Below are 14,078 nucleotides of genomic sequence, written 5' to 3'. Positions count from 1 at the left end.
TTTCGTGGGGTGAGCGCGGGGCGCTGTATGTGGGGTTCAGTGCTTCTTCAAGCGAGAGAAGAGACCGCGCTTCTTTGCGGGTTCCGCTAAGACTGGGCCTCCGTATAGTGCGTCGACCTCGTAGGCGTAGTCGGTCAGGACCTTGCGGCGGCGCAGCTTCATCGACGGCGTCACGTAGCCGTTCTCCACGGTGAAGGTTGCGTCGATGATGCGGAACTTTCGGATTGACTCGGCGCGGGAAACGGCCTTGTTGGCGCGTTCGACAGCCTTTTCGAGGGATTCGCGCACGGCGGGTAACTCGGCGGCCTCGGTGGGCGAGCACTGCGGCAGGCCATGCTTGGCCAGCCAGTCTGGCAGCATGTCTGCGTCGAGTGTGAAGAGTGCGCCCACGAAGGGGCGTTGGTCGCCCACCACGATGACGTTGGCGATGAGAGGGTGGGTTGCCAGTGAATCTTCGAGGATCTCGGGGGAGACGTTCTTGCCGCCCGCCGTCACGATGAGTTCTTTCTTGCGACCGGTGATGGTCAGCTGGCCCTTGCGGTCGATCGAACCGAGGTCGCCCGTATGGAACCACTTGCCGTCGGGCATAACCTCGGCTGTCTGCTCGGGAAGGTGGTAGTAGCCGGGCATGACGGACTGCCCGCGCACGAGAATCTCGCCGTCCTTGGCAATCTTGATGAAGTTGCCCGGCAGGGGCAAGCCGACGGTGCCAACGGGATTCTTGCCGATGTGCTGGACAGCGATTGGTCCGGTGGTTTCACTCAGGCCGTAGCCCTGGATGAGGGTGATGCCCATGCCCGCGTAGAAGTGGGCGAGATCGGTGGCCAGGGGGGCGCCGCCGGAGACGATGTAGCGCAGGTTGGGGCCGAGCACCGAGCGGATCTTCTTCAGGACGAGGGCGTCGGCGATGCCGTGGCGGATCTTCTTGAAGGGACCCGGACCGAAGGTCTTCTCGGACGCGAGGGAGTAGGTGCGGGCCTGCTTGGCGCTCCACGCGAACATGCGTCCCTTGATGCCGCCGCCCGCCTTGGAGGAGGCCGCGTTGTAGACCTTCTCCAGCACGCGTGGTACGACGAGGAGCACGGAGGGCTTGAAGGCTTGGATGTCCGGCAGGAGGTTCTTGATGGAGGGGGAGAAACCGAGCACGCCCTGGCCGGAGAGGATGACGTGCATGACGAGGCGGGCGAGCACGTGGGCGACTGGGAGGAATAGCAGCAGGCGGGTCTCGGGGGAGTCAATGACCTGGCCGAGTACCTGGCGGGCACCCTGCGCGGTAGCGATGAAGTTCGCGTGCGTGAGGGCCACGCCCTTGGGATTTCCGGTTGTTCCGGAGGTGTAGATGATGGTCGCGATGTCAGAGGAAGTTACGGTGGCGCGGCGTTTCTCAACGTCGTTGATGGTGACATTGGTGGCGGCTCGCGCGATCGCCCGCATGGCTCCCTGGTCGAAGGAGGTGACTGCGCGCGTGGCAGTGGGGGTGACCGAGCGTACGAGTTCTGCCTGCTGGGTGGTCGCAGTAAAAACGCGAGTGACGTGAGCATCGGTGAGGATATGCTCGATCTGGGAGGCGGAATCGGACTCGTAGATCGGGACGGTGATCGCGCCGATCGAGAGGAGGGCGAGGTCCAGGAGGAGCCATTCGTACGAGGTCGGGGCGAGGATCGCAATCGCGTCTCCCGCCTGCACGCCGAGGCCGATGAGGCCGCACGCGGTGTAGTCGACTTGGCGCTGGAGTTCCTTGGCAGTCAATGAGCGTGTAGAGCCGACGGAGGAACGCTGTTCGACGACGACCTGCTTGGGGAACTTGGTGGCCCGCTTAGCGAGCATGTCGGGGATGATTTCGTGTTCCCCGACCTTGTAGGTCGGCTTGATCGTGTAGGAGCCGTCTCGCATGCGCTTCATCGTGTCCTCCGGAATTGTCGGTTCAAAGACTGAACAACAGGTTCGATGTGAGTCTACTGGGTATTGCGCGGCCCCTGCGCCAAAAACGGGGCAGGGGCCTTACAAGTGACGACTAGATCACAGATCGTAGTACATCTGGTACTCATAGGGGTGTGGGTAGGCTCGCATCGGCGCCACCTCGTTCGTCTCCTTGTATTCGAGCCACGTGTCAATCAGGTCCTGGGTGAAGACATCGCCCTCGGTGAGGAACTCGTGATCCTCACGCAGCGCGTCGAGGGCGGCTTCAAGCGAGCTGGGCAGCTTCGCGATGTCCTGGTATTCAGCGGGAGGCAGCTCGTAGAGGTCCTTGTCGATTGGTGCGGCAGGCTCGATTCGGCGCTTGATGCCGTCGATACCCGCCATGAGGCACGCGGAGAAAGCAAGATATGGGTTCGCGCTCGGGTCCGGTACGCGGTACTCCACGCGCTTGGCCTTCGGGGATGTGCCGGTCACGGGAATGCGGATGCATGCTGAGCGGTTGCGGGCGGAGTAGACCAAGTTGATAGGTGCCTCAAAGCCGGGAACCAGGCGTCGGAAGGAATTCACCGACGGGTTCGTGAAGGCCAGGAGGGCTGGCGCGTGCTCGAGCAGACCGCCGATGAACCAGCGCGCCGTGTCGGACAGGGAGCCGTAGCCGCGCTCGTCGTAGAACAGGGGCTCGCCGTTCTTCCACAGTGACATGTGCGTGTGCATGCCCGAACCGTTGTCCCCAAACAGGGGCTTGGGCATGAAAGTAGCGGAATGACCGAACTCGAGAGCCGAGTTCTTGACGACGTACTTGAATTTCATCATGTCGTCAGCTGCGGTCTGTAGTGTCGCGAAGCGGTAGTTGATCTCCTGCTGGCCGCCCGAGCCGACCTCGTGGTGGGCGCGCTCAATCGTCAGGCCGACCTCTTCAAGGAGGCGGCTCATCTCGTCGCGTACGTCCGCGTACTTGTCGGCGGGGGAGACCGGGAAGTAGCCGCCCTTGACGGGCACCTTGTAGCCCATGTTGCCGCCCTCTTCGACGCGACCGGTGTTCCAGTACGCCTCGGGGGAGTCGACGGAGAAGAAGGTGTTGTGGGGGCTGACCTGGTAGCGTACGTCGTCGAAGAGATAGAACTCGGCTTCGGCGCCGATGAAGCACTGGTCTGCGATGCCGGTGGAACGTAGGTAGGCCTCGGCTTTGGCGGCCACCTGGCGAGGATCGCGTGAGAAGGGTTCGTCAGTGAAGGGATCGACGATTGAAAAGTTGACGACCAGGGTCTTGCGGTCGCGGAAGGGATCGACGAACGCGGAGGAGACGTCCGGGATGAGCTTCATGTCGGACTCGTGGATGGCTGTAAAGCCGCGCACTGAGGATCCGTCGAACATGAGGCCATCCGACAAAGCGGCGTCCAGGAATTCGCTCACCGGAATCGTAAAGTGCTGCTGAACACCGGGGACGTCGCAGAAGCGCACGTCGACGAGTTCAATGTTCTGCTCGGAGATAAAGGCTGCGACCTCTTCGTTGGAGGTGAACATGAACGTCCTTCTTTGTGGGAATGGGTTCTACTCATTGGTCAAGAATTAGTCAACTCGTAACCAAATACAGTATAAGCCCTCGGGTGGCCGCTTCGCGTATTAGTTTCACCATTCAAAGGATTCATGACATAGAGCACGCGCACACTGGGCATCGGGCGCACACAGCCACGGCCTCGTACCCTGGAAACGTGGCAGATCCTTCGACGTACAGGCCCCGCACGGGAGACATTCCGACCTCGCCGGGCGTCTACCGATTCTCCGACCCGGACGGGCGCGTCATTTACGTCGGCAAGGCCAAGAACCTGCGCAACCGCCTCACCAACTACTTCCAGGACCTGGCGAATCTGCACCCGCGCACCCAGCAGATGGTGACGACCGCGAGCGCCGTGCAGTGGACCGTCGTGCGCTCCGAAGTAGAGGCCCTCACGCTGGAGTTCACGTGGATTAAAGAGTTCAATCCGCGCTTCAACGTCATGTTTAAGGACGACAAGTCCTATCCCTACCTGGCGGTGTCGATGGGGGAGCGCTTCCCCCGCGTGCAGGTCACGCGTGAGCGCAAGAGGGCCGGGTCGCGCTACTTCGGCCCGTACACTCAGGTGTGGGCGATTCGCGACACGATCGATCAGCTCCTTCGCGTCTTCCCGATGCGCTCGTGCTCGGCGGGCGTGTTCCAGCGTGCGAAGGCTCAGGGGCGTCCGTGTCTGCTCGGTTACATCGACAAGTGCGCGGCGCCGTGCGTGGGGCGCATCTCGATGGAGGAGCATCGCGAGCTCGCCGAGGGGCTGTGCCAGTTCATGGAGGGGCGCACGGGCCCGGTGATCCGAGACCTGGAGGAGCAGATGCGCCAGGCGTCGGTGGAGCTGAACTTCGAGCGCGCCGCGAAGCTGCGCGATGACGTCAAGGCGCTGCGCACGGTGCTCGAGCGTAACGCGGTCGTGCTCGACGACGGGGCGGACGCGGACGTGTTCTCTCTCGTCAGCGACGACCTGGACGCGGCCGTTTACGTCTTCCACGTGCGCGGCGGGCGCATCCGCGGCACGCGCGGCTGGGTGATTGAGCGCGTGGACGGGGCGGGGGAGGAGGCGCTCATGTCCCGCCTCCTCGAGCAGGTGTATTCCTCGGCGTCGATGGACGAGGCCGGGGCGGGGAGTGCGGCGAAGGTGGCGGCGGTGAGCGTGGACGACGTCGCGCACACCCCGACCTCGGCGATCCCGCGCGAGGTACTGGTCTCGGTCGTGCCCGAGGATGCCGAGACGATCGCGCGTTGGCTGGGACAGGTGCGCGGCGTGTCCGTGTCGATCCACGTGCCCAGGCGCGGTCCGAAGGCCCAGCTTATGGCAACGGTGACGGAGAACGCGCGCCAGGGACTCGCCCTGCATCGCACGAAACGCGCGGGCGACATCACGGCGCGCTCGAAGGCGCTGGAGGAGCTGGCCGAGAACCTGGACCTGCCGGGTGCGCCCCTGCGCATCGAGTGCTACGACGTCTCGCACACGGGAGGCGAGAATCAGGTGGCTTCCATGGTGGTCTTCGAGGATGGGATGCCTCGTAAGGACGCGTATCGCACCTTCAATATTCGCGGTCAGGACGGCAGCGGTACGCCCGATGACACGAGCGCGATGAACGAGGTCCTCACCCGTCGCTTCTCGCGCTTGCTCGCCGAGGAGGCGGGCGTTGAGGGTGAGGACGAGGATGGCGTCGCCTTCGCCTCGGGTCCGATCGACGAGACGACCGGGCGTCCCAAGCGTTTCTCGTACAGGCCCGACCTGGTGCTCGTCGACGGAGGCCTCCCGCAGGTCAACGCCGCGCGCGCCGCCCTGGACGCCGTGGGCGCGGACGTGCCCGTCGTAGGCCTGGCCAAGCGCCTGGAGGAAGTGTGGATCCCCGGCGACGAGTTCCCCCTCATCCTGCCGCGTACCTCGGAGGCTCTGTATCTCCTCCAGTATCTGCGCGACGAGTCCCACCGCTTCGCGATCACCAAGCACCGCAAGAGGCGATCGAAGGCGCAGCGGCGTTCGGTGCTGGACTCCATCCCGGGGCTTGGACCCGCCCGCCAGGCGGCGCTGCTCAAGCATTTCGGCTCCGTGAAGCGCATGAGGGAGGCGAGTCTCGAGCAGATTGCCGAGGTCAAGGGCGTGGGACCCGCCCTCGCGGCTTCGATCCGCGATAGGCTTGCAGCATCGTCAAGGGAGGACACACCATGACCACGATGCTTCCGATGCCGCTTCCTGCGCGGGTGCTGCTCCTGGGCTCCGGCGAGCTCGGCAAGGAGGTGACGATCGCCCTGAAGCGCTACGGTTGCACGGTGATTGCCGCAGACTCCTACGAGGGTGCGCCCGCGATGCAGGTCGCCGACTCCTCCCTGGTGTTCGACATGAGCGACGGGCGAGCCTTGCGCGAGGTCCTGGATGCGGTCGAGGTCGACCTGATCGTTCCCGAAGTCGAGGCCATCGCCACGGATGAGTTGTCCGCCGCGGAGGAGCGCGGCGTGCGTGTGGTCCCTAACGCCTTCGCCGTCCAGGCCACCATGGATCGTCAGCGCATCCGTACCCTGGCGGCTGCCCTGCCCGGCGTGCGTACCTCCGCATTCCGCTTCGCGCTCAGCGAGGCAGAGCTGGCGGAGGCTCTCGACGAGGTCGGCTACCCTGCCTTCGTCAAACCCACGATGTCCTCATCCGGCCACGGGCAGTCTCGCGTGAGAGGCCCCGAGCAGGCGCAGGCCGCGTGGGCGCACGCCGAGGAGGATGCGCGTGCGACAACCGGTGTGGTCATCGTCGAGGAGGGCATCGACTTCGACTACGAGATCACCCTGCTCACCGTGCGCTCGTGGGACGCAGCAAGCTCCAGCGTCCTCACCTCCTTCTGCGTGCCCATTGGCCACCGCCAGGAGGACGGCGACTACGTCGAGTCCTGGCAGCCGATGGCCATGAGCGAGGAGGCGCTCGCCTCCGCCCGGCAGATGGCCAAGGAAGTCACCGACGCCCTCGCCGAGCACGGCAACGGCCCCTGCCTGGGCGTCTTCGGCGTTGAGTTCTTCGTGCGTGGCGACCAGGTCTGGTTCTCCGAACTCTCGCCCCGCCCCCACGACACCGGCATGGTCACCATGGTCACCCAGCGCCAATCCGAGTTCGAGCTCCACGCGCGCGCCATCCTCGGCCTACCCACCTCCACGGCCCTGGCCAGCCCCGGCGCCTCCGCCGTCATCAAGTCCGTGCGGGCCATCGAATCCCCGGCCTACCGGGGCGTCGCCACCGCTCTGGCAACCGCCGACATCGTGCGCCTCTTCGGCAAACCGATCAGCCGCGTCGGCAGGCGCGTCGGAGTTGTCGCCGCCACCGCCACCACCCCCAAGGAATCGCGCGTCATCGCCCGACGCGCCGCAGCCGCCATCACAATCAACGACGCTGCTTCCGCCAGCGTCTAACACAACCCCCGCACGCGAAGAGCCCGCTCCCAAGGAGGACATTATGACCGACCATGCACCCCACGGTGCGCCCCGCGCGACCGATGCCCCGGCCTCGTCCACGGGGGAGGAAAACCCGCGCACCTTCCCCGAGGGCATCCCCGTGCGCGACATGATGCGCGTCCAGTACGAGCCCCGCGCCTCCAACGAAGTCCTCATCATCACCGGCTACTCGGGAGCGGGCCGCACCGGCGCTGCGCGAGCCCTCGAAGACCTCGACTGGTACGTCGTCGACAACCTGCCCCCGTCGATGCTGCCCGCCCTGGTCGGCATGATGTCCAACGACCCCGCGGCAGGCGTCCACCGTCTCGCTGTCGGCGTCGACATGCGCTCACGTACCTTCTTTCGCACCCTGGACGTGACCCTCGAACAGCTCAAAGGAGCTGGCATCGTCTACCGCATCATCTTCCTAGAGGCCAGCCCCGAAACCCTCGTGCGACGATACGAATCCAACCGCCGCCCCCACCCACTCCAGGGCGCTGGCACACTGATGGACGGCATCAAAGCAGAGATGCGCCTGCTCGCGCCGCTGCGCCGCACCGCCGATGAAGTTATTGACACTTCCACGATGAGCGTGCACGACTTGACCCGCCGCATCCGCGACATCGTCGCGGGGGAGAAGCGACCGCTGCAGGTGACCGTCGAATCCTTCGGATTCAAACACGGGCTTCCCCTCGACGCTGACCACGTCGTCGACGTGCGCTTCCTGAAGAATCCCTACTGGGTCGACGAATTGCGGCATTTGACCGGCAAAGACCAGGCCGTCGCGGACTATGTGCTCTCCCAGCCGGGTGCGCGTGACTTCGCTCTCGGCTATGCCGACCTTTTAGCCCCCATGCTCGCCGGCTATCTGGCAGAATTGAAGCCATTCGTCACGATCGCCATCGGATGCACCGGCGGAAAACACCGCTCCGTTGCATGCGCCGAAGCCATCGCGCAACGCCTGCGCGAGCACGGACACTCGGTGCGCGTCATGCACCGCGACATTGGGAGAGAATAATGCCCTATCTTGATGCAGCTGGCTGGGTCCAACGAGGAGAATCCGGCCAGTCCATCGTTGCCCTAGGTGGCGGGCACGGCCTGTCCGCCACCCTGCGGGCACTTCGCCACATCACCCGCGCCCTGACAGCTATCGTCACCGTCGCAGACGACGGCGGCAGCTCCGGTCGTCTGCGCCAAGAAATGCCGATCCTCCCCCCAGGCGACCTACGCATGGCTTTGGCCTCTCTGTGCGAAGAATCAGAATGGGGACTGACCTGGCGTGACGTTATGCAGCTGCGCCTCGATACGAGCGGCCCCCTCAACGGGCACGCGCTGGGCAACCTTTTGATTTCCGGACTCTGGCAGCTTCTTGACGATCCTGTCGAAGGCCTCGACTGGGTGGGACGCCTGCTCGGTGCGCAGGGGCGTGTCCTACCCATGTCAACCACGCCGATCGACATCGAAGCAGAAATGAACGACGGGGGCCGACGCTACGTCGTCGCCGGGCAATCCAAGGTTGCCGTTGCACCCGGAACCGTTGAATATGTGCGTATCACGCCGGAAACGCCAGCGGTTCCCAGCGCCGTCATCGATGCAATCTCCGAAGCAGACTGGGTCGTGCTCGGCCCTGGCTCGTGGTACACCTCCGTCATTCCGCACCTGCTGGTCCCTGACATCAACCGTGCGCTGGCAACGACCGATGCGCACCGCGCGCTCGTGCTCAACCTTGCGCGCCAGCGCGGTGAAACCGACACGATGTCGACCGCCGACCACGTGCGGGTGCTGCGCGAGTATGCCCCGGCACTCAAACTCGATGTGGTCGTCGCCGATCCCACAGCATGCGATGACATCGACGATCTCATTGTGGCCGCCGAGGAACTCGGCGCCCGCGTGCTTCTGCGTCAGGTCCGTACCGGAGACGGTGCCCCTCACCACGACCCGCTGCGCCTCGCCGCCGCACTGCGTGACGCATTTGACGGCTTCCTTGGTGAGGTCGGCCAGACCGAAACGTGGTTACCTTAGAACCTGTTGCACGCTGACCAACGACATCACACCATAGGGAGAACCTGTGTCCCTGACATCAGACATGAAGGACGAGCTTGCGCGCGCTGTCATCACCACGCCATCAGTGGTGGCCGCCGAAGTGAGCGCAATGCTTCGCTTCGCGGGCGGACTGCACCTTGTTGGCGGACGCATTCTCGTGGAGGCGGAGCTCGACTCTCCCGTTGCCGCACGTCGGCTACGCACCTACCTTCATGCTCTTTACAACGCGGAATCCACCGTCGTCGTAGTCTCGGGTTCTTCTCTGCGTCGCGGCAAGCGCTACGTCGTGCGCGTCGTTCATAAGGCAGACGACTTGGCGCGCCTGACCGGCCTGGTTGACTCCATGCGGCGTCCGGTCCGTGGGCTTCCCCCCGTGCTTGTCGCCTCTGGAACCGCTGAGGCAGCAGCCATCTGGCGCGGCGCCTTCCTAGCTCGCGGATCACTCATGGAGCCCGGTCGTTCTTCTTCCCTCGAAATCACCTGCCCAGGTCCCGAGGTTGCGCTGGCGATGGTTGGCTGCGCGCGCAAGCTTGGTGCGCTCGCCCGTTCCAAAGAGGTGCGCGGCGCAGACAGGGTCTCTGTGCGCGACTCCGATGCAATCGGCACACTCATCGCCGCAATGGGGGCACCTCACACCTTCGAGGCATGGCAGGAGAGACGTGAACGTCGCGAGGCACGTGGCAGTGCAAACCGCTTGGCTAACTTCGATGACGCGAACCTGCGTCGTTCTGCACGAGCAGCCGTTGCGGCCGGAGCTCGCGTCGAGCGTGCCTTCGAAATTCTGGGAGATGATGTTCCATCTCACCTGCTCGAGGCCGGTACCTTGCGCCTGCAGTTCAAGCAGGCATCGCTCGAAGAACTGGGTAAACACACGAACCCTCCTCTGACGAAAGACGCCGTCGCAGGTCGTATTCGCCGTCTCCTCGCACTCGCAGACAAGGTTGCGCACGAACGCGGAATTCCAGATACGGAATCGGCCTTGACTCTCGAGATGCTTGAAGAAGATTGAAGTTTCCGCGCCTGTTACGTTCGTCCCAGTTCAAACGAGAATTAGCCCACGTACAAATTTCGAAATTGGGGTGTGACAGAGTCCGCTTTCGGGTGTAGATTAGGAACTGCTGGAACCGCAGAAACCTGCGGGCCGGGCTGGCAACCCGCACGCCCGGTTGCATCGAAAACCGTGCCCTGTGAGGGGCACGAGCAGGAGGAACCATAGTGACCACCCGCGTTGGCATCAACGGCTTCGGCCGCATCGGCCGTAACTTCTTCCGCGCCGCCCTCGAGCAGGGCGCGGACATCGAGATCGTCGCCGTTAACGACCTGACCGACAACAAGACCCTCGCTCACCTGCTGAAGTACGACTCGATCACGGGCCGCTTCAACGGTGAGGTTTCCTACGACGATGAGGGTATCGTCGTGAACGGCAAGCACATCAAGGTGCTCGCTCAGCGTAACCCCGCCGATCTGCCCTGGGGCGAACTCGGCGTTGAGGTCGTCGTCGAGTCCACCGGCTTCTTCACCGACGGTGAGAAGGCCAAGGCTCACCTGGACGCTGGCGCCAAGAAGGTCGTCATCTCCGCTCCCGCGAAGAACGTCGACGGCACCTTCGTCATGGGCGTGAACGAGGACAAGTACGATGGCGCTACGATGAACATCGTGTCGAACGCCTCCTGCACGACCAACTGCCTCGCCCCCCTCGCCAAGGTCCTCGAAGAGAACTTCGGCATCGAGCGTGGCATTATGACCACCATCCACTCCTACACGGGTGACCAGCGTGTCCTCGACGCTCCCCACAAGGATCTGCGTCGCGCCCGCGCCGCTGCCCTGAACATGATCCCCACCAAGACCGGTGCCGCCCAGGCCGTCGCCCTGGTCCTGCCCGAGCTTGAGGGCAAGTTCGATGGCCTCGCCGTCCGTGTCCCCACTCCGACCGGCTCCCTGACCGACCTCACCTTCATCGCGAAGAAGGAGGTCTCCGTCGAGGCCGTTAAGGCTGCCGTTAAGGCCGCCGCCGAGGGTGAACTCAAGGGTGTCCTCGAGTACACCGAGGATCCGATCGTCTCCACCGACATCATGGGCGATCCGCACACCTCGATCTTCGATGCCACCGAGACCAAGGTCATCGGCAACCTCGTTAAGGTCCTGTCCTGGTACGACAACGAGTGGGGCTACTCGAACGCTCTCGTTCGCCTCACCGCTCTCGTTGGCTCCAAGCTCGCCTGAGCGTGCTGACAAACCAGCCATGAGCTGATAGTGAGATGCCCGTGCACGCACGTGCACGGGCATCTCGCACATCACTACCGCCTTTATCCAATCGAAAGGATCCTTCGATGAGGACTATCTCCACCCTCGGCGACCTGCGCGGTAAGCGCATCTTGGTTCGCTCTGATTTCAACGTTCCGCTTAAGGACGGCGTCATCACCGACGATGGCCGTATTCGCGCGGCTCTGCCCACCCTGAAGACCCTGACCGATGCCGGTGCCAAGGTCGTTATTCTGGCCCATCTCGGTCGCCCGAAGGGCAAGGTCGATCCCGCTTTCTCGCTGGCCCCTGTCGCCGCGCGCCTCGCTGAGCTCTCCGGCGTGAAAGTTACCCTGGCCGCCGATACCGTTGGCCCCTCCGCTACTGAGACGGTCGCCGCCCTGGGTGATGGCGAGATCGCCCTGCTCGAAAACGTTCGCTTCGATCCCCGCGAGACCTCCAAGGTCGACGAGGAACGCGAAGAACTCGCCCGTGAGTACGCCAAGCTCGGCGACGCTTTTGTCTCCGATGGCTTCGGTGTGGTGCACCGCAAGCAGGCTTCCGTCTACGACATCGCCAAGCTTCTGCCCTCGGCCGCTGGTCTTCTGGTTCTCAAGGAGATCGAGTCCCTGTCCAAGGTCACCGGCGATCCCGAGCGCCCCTACGGCGTTGTCCTTGGTGGCTCCAAGGTCTCCGATAAGCTCGGCGTCATCGCTAACCTGTTGAAGAAAGCCGACATGCTTTTCATCGGTGGCGGCATGGCCTTTACCTTCCTGGCCGCACAGGGCTACTCTGTTGGCAAGTCCCTGCTCGAGACTGACCAGATCGATACCGTCAAGGGCTACATTGCTGAGGCTGCCAAACGCGGCGTTGACCTGGTGCTCCCCATCGATGTCGTCGTAGCCCCCGAGTTCGCGGCGGATGCCCCTGCCACTGTCGTTGAGGTGGATGCGATCCCCGACGATCAGATGGGTCTGGACATCGGCCCGAAGTCCGCGAAGCTTTTCGCCGACAAACTGGCAACCGCGAAGACTGTTGCGTGGAACGGCCCCATGGGCGTCTTCGAATTCGACGCCTTCTCCGGCGGTACCCGCGCGGTCGCTGAAGCCCTCTCGAAGGGTTCTATGTTCTCCGTCATCGGCGGCGGTGACTCCGCTGCGGCCGTGCGCCTCCTCGGCTTCGACGAGAACACCTTCTCCCATATTTCCACTGGCGGCGGCGCCTCCCTCGAACTCCTCGAAGGCAAGGTCCTGCCCGGTATCGCAGTTCTGGAGGACTGACTCATGGCACGTACCCCCCTCATGGCTGGCAACTGGAAGATGAACCTCGATCACCTCGAGGCCAATCATCTCGTCCAGGGCCTGGCAATGGCGCTGTCCGACGCGGGACACGACTACTCCAAGTGCGAGGTCCTGGTCATCCCGCCGTTTACCGACATTCGTACCGTCCAGACCATCGTTGACGCCGACGAGCTGGGCATCAAGTATGGTGCACAGGATGTGTCGATCCACGACAACGGCGCATACACCGGTGAAATCTCCACTGAGATGCTTAGCAAGCTTGGTGTGACCTACGTCGTGATGGGTCACTCTGAGCGTCGTGAGTACCACAATGAGTCCGACGAGCTGGTTGGCGCGAAGGCGCGTAAGGTCTTCGACGCTGGCATGACTCCGATTCTGTGCTGCGGCGAGGCCCTCGAGGTCCGTAAGGCTGGCACCTACGTCGAGTTCGTGCTCGGCCAGATCCGCGCCGCACTCGCCGGTTGGAAGGCCGAAGAGGTAGCAAAGATCGTCATCGCCTACGAGCCCATTTGGGCTATTGGCACAGGCGAGACTGCCTCTGCGCAGGACGCACAGGAAGTGTGCGGCGCCATCCGAGCGGCGCTCGCCGAGGACTTCGGCACCGAGACGGCCGAGGCGACCCGCATTCTGTACGGCGGCTCTGCGAAGCCCGGTAACATCAAGGAACTCATGGCCCAGCCCGACGTTGACGGTGGTCTCGTCGGCGGCGCTTCCCTGAAGGCTGATTCCTTCGCCGCGATGGCGAACTTCTATGCCTGAGTGGTGACAACGTTCTAGTTGGCACACCTTAACTGGGCTGCCAAGCAGACGTGGTGCGGGGCCATCCGGCGAGTGCCGGTTGGCCCCGCCGTCATTCTCCGTTACACTTGCTATGTACGTGCCCCGGATCGGGGCGTGACCGCGATAGAAGTTGGACCCACCGTGACCATTCTGAATAACGTGCTGATCGTGCTCATTTTCCTGACCAGCATCTTGCTGACCCTGACCATCCTGATGCACAAGGGACAGGGCGGCGGCTTGTCGGATATGTTCGGTGGCGGTATTTCTTCATCGGCGGGTTCCTCCGGCGTTGCCGAGCGCAACCTGAATCGCATTACATTGGGGACCTTGCTGGTGTGGCTCGTGTGTATCATCAGTTTCGCGCTGCTCGCGAAGTTCGGCTCCTAATCCGTTCATCGTTCAAGACGTCGTGCTTTGGCCCCCGCTTTCGTGTGGGGGCCATTTTCTTGTGGTTGTACCCCGCGAATCCCGTCGGTTTCGGATTAAAGGGGCTCTTCGCATTTTGGGGTTCTTCATAGTTGGGTGTGGGTGGAGGCGTCTAGGCCTCCTGCGATGAGGAGCATTCGGAGTTGGTCGTTGGTGGGGTTGCGGTAGCCTCTGGCGGTGCGTCTGCCCAGCTCGATAATGTCCGTTGATGGCTTCTGTGGGGCCGTTGCTGCCTCCGCTTGTGTCGAAGTAGGCGTCGAGTGTGTCCTTCCACTTGCGTAGGGTTCGGCCCGGGCGAGCGATCTCGGGGATGGGGCAGGCTGGTAGGCGCTGGATGAGACGAGCGGCCAGGCGTTGGCCTTGGGCGGGTGTGTCTTGGTGGAAGACCTCGCGCACTT

Annotated in this window: 11 protein-coding genes and 1 pseudogene; 9 read left to right on the top strand and 3 right to left on the bottom strand. The window is 63.6% G+C overall.

Translation table 11 applies throughout. From position 1 onward, the window contains the following. Positions 1-36 precede the first annotated feature (36 nt). Both RYL44_RS00905 and glnA read right to left on the bottom strand, forming a co-directional pair. Positions 37-1,902 (bottom strand): AMP-dependent synthetase/ligase, encoded by a 1,866-nt coding sequence (locus RYL44_RS00905; protein WP_314974811.1) that lies wholly within the window; start codon positions 1,900-1,902, stop codon positions 37-39. 117 nt (positions 1,903-2,019) lie between these two features. After that, entirely contained in the window at positions 2,020-3,444 is a 1,425-nt protein-coding gene (gene glnA / locus RYL44_RS00900) for a type I glutamate--ammonia ligase (protein ID WP_314805648.1), read from the bottom strand. 188 nt (positions 3,445-3,632) lie between these two features. On the opposite strand from glnA, the gene uvrC reads away from it, so the two are divergent. The 9 genes from uvrC (at position 3,633) to secG (ending at position 13,641) form a co-directional block, all read left to right on the top strand. After that, positions 3,633-5,648, top strand: coding sequence for an excinuclease ABC subunit UvrC (gene uvrC, locus RYL44_RS00895; RefSeq protein ID WP_314974810.1), 2,016 nt, complete (start codon positions 3,633-3,635; stop codon positions 5,646-5,648). Then, positions 5,645-6,868 carry a formate-dependent phosphoribosylglycinamide formyltransferase gene (gene purT / locus RYL44_RS00890; RefSeq protein WP_314974809.1) on the top strand — a complete coding sequence of 408 codons (1,224 nt, stop codon included), beginning with the start codon at positions 5,645-5,647 and terminating at the stop codon, positions 6,866-6,868. Before uvrC ends, purT begins: the two co-directional genes overlap by 4 nt. A gap of 43 nt (positions 6,869-6,911) precedes the next feature. Then, the gene (gene rapZ / locus RYL44_RS00885) at positions 6,912-7,907 is read left to right on the top strand and encodes an RNase adapter RapZ (protein WP_314974808.1); all 996 of its coding nucleotides are present in this window, start codon (positions 6,912-6,914) and stop codon (positions 7,905-7,907) included. Continuing rightward, positions 7,907-8,911 carry a gluconeogenesis factor YvcK family protein gene (locus RYL44_RS00880; protein ID WP_073983333.1) on the top strand — a complete coding sequence of 335 codons (1,005 nt, stop codon included), beginning with the start codon at positions 7,907-7,909 and terminating at the stop codon, positions 8,909-8,911. The genes rapZ and RYL44_RS00880 overlap by 1 nt, the downstream gene beginning before the upstream one ends. 46 nt (positions 8,912-8,957) lie before the next feature. After that, on the top strand, positions 8,958-9,941 hold the full coding sequence (gene whiA / locus RYL44_RS00875; protein ID WP_073983332.1) for a DNA-binding protein WhiA: 984 nt from the start codon (positions 8,958-8,960) through the stop codon (positions 9,939-9,941). Positions 9,942-10,147: 206 nt separating this feature from the next. After that, on the top strand, positions 10,148-11,155 hold the full coding sequence (gene gap, locus RYL44_RS00870) for a type I glyceraldehyde-3-phosphate dehydrogenase (protein WP_314974807.1): 1,008 nt from the start codon (positions 10,148-10,150) through the stop codon (positions 11,153-11,155). A gap of 107 nt (positions 11,156-11,262) precedes the next feature. Continuing rightward, positions 11,263-12,453, top strand: coding sequence for a phosphoglycerate kinase (locus tag RYL44_RS00865; protein ID WP_073983330.1), 1,191 nt, complete (start codon positions 11,263-11,265; stop codon positions 12,451-12,453). A 3-nt stretch (positions 12,454-12,456) separates the two neighbouring features. Then, entirely contained in the window at positions 12,457-13,233 is a 777-nt protein-coding gene (gene tpiA, locus RYL44_RS00860; RefSeq protein WP_073983329.1) for a triose-phosphate isomerase, read from the top strand. A gap of 162 nt (positions 13,234-13,395) precedes the next feature. Next, positions 13,396-13,641 carry a preprotein translocase subunit SecG gene (gene secG, locus RYL44_RS00855; protein ID WP_073983328.1) on the top strand — a complete coding sequence of 82 codons (246 nt, stop codon included), beginning with the start codon at positions 13,396-13,398 and terminating at the stop codon, positions 13,639-13,641. A gap of 125 nt (positions 13,642-13,766) precedes the next feature. On the opposite strand, the pseudogene RYL44_RS00850 reads toward secG, so the two are convergent. Next, positions 13,767-14,078 (bottom strand): annotated as a pseudogene (locus RYL44_RS00850) (transposase); the annotation flags it as partial.

The sequence above is a fragment of the Actinomyces bouchesdurhonensis genome, from assembly GCF_963540955.1.
In the GTDB taxonomy this organism is placed as follows: Bacteria; Actinomycetota; Actinomycetes; order Actinomycetales; family Actinomycetaceae; genus Pauljensenia; species Pauljensenia bouchesdurhonensis.
This window is presented reverse-complemented; position numbering and strand designations above follow the sequence as displayed.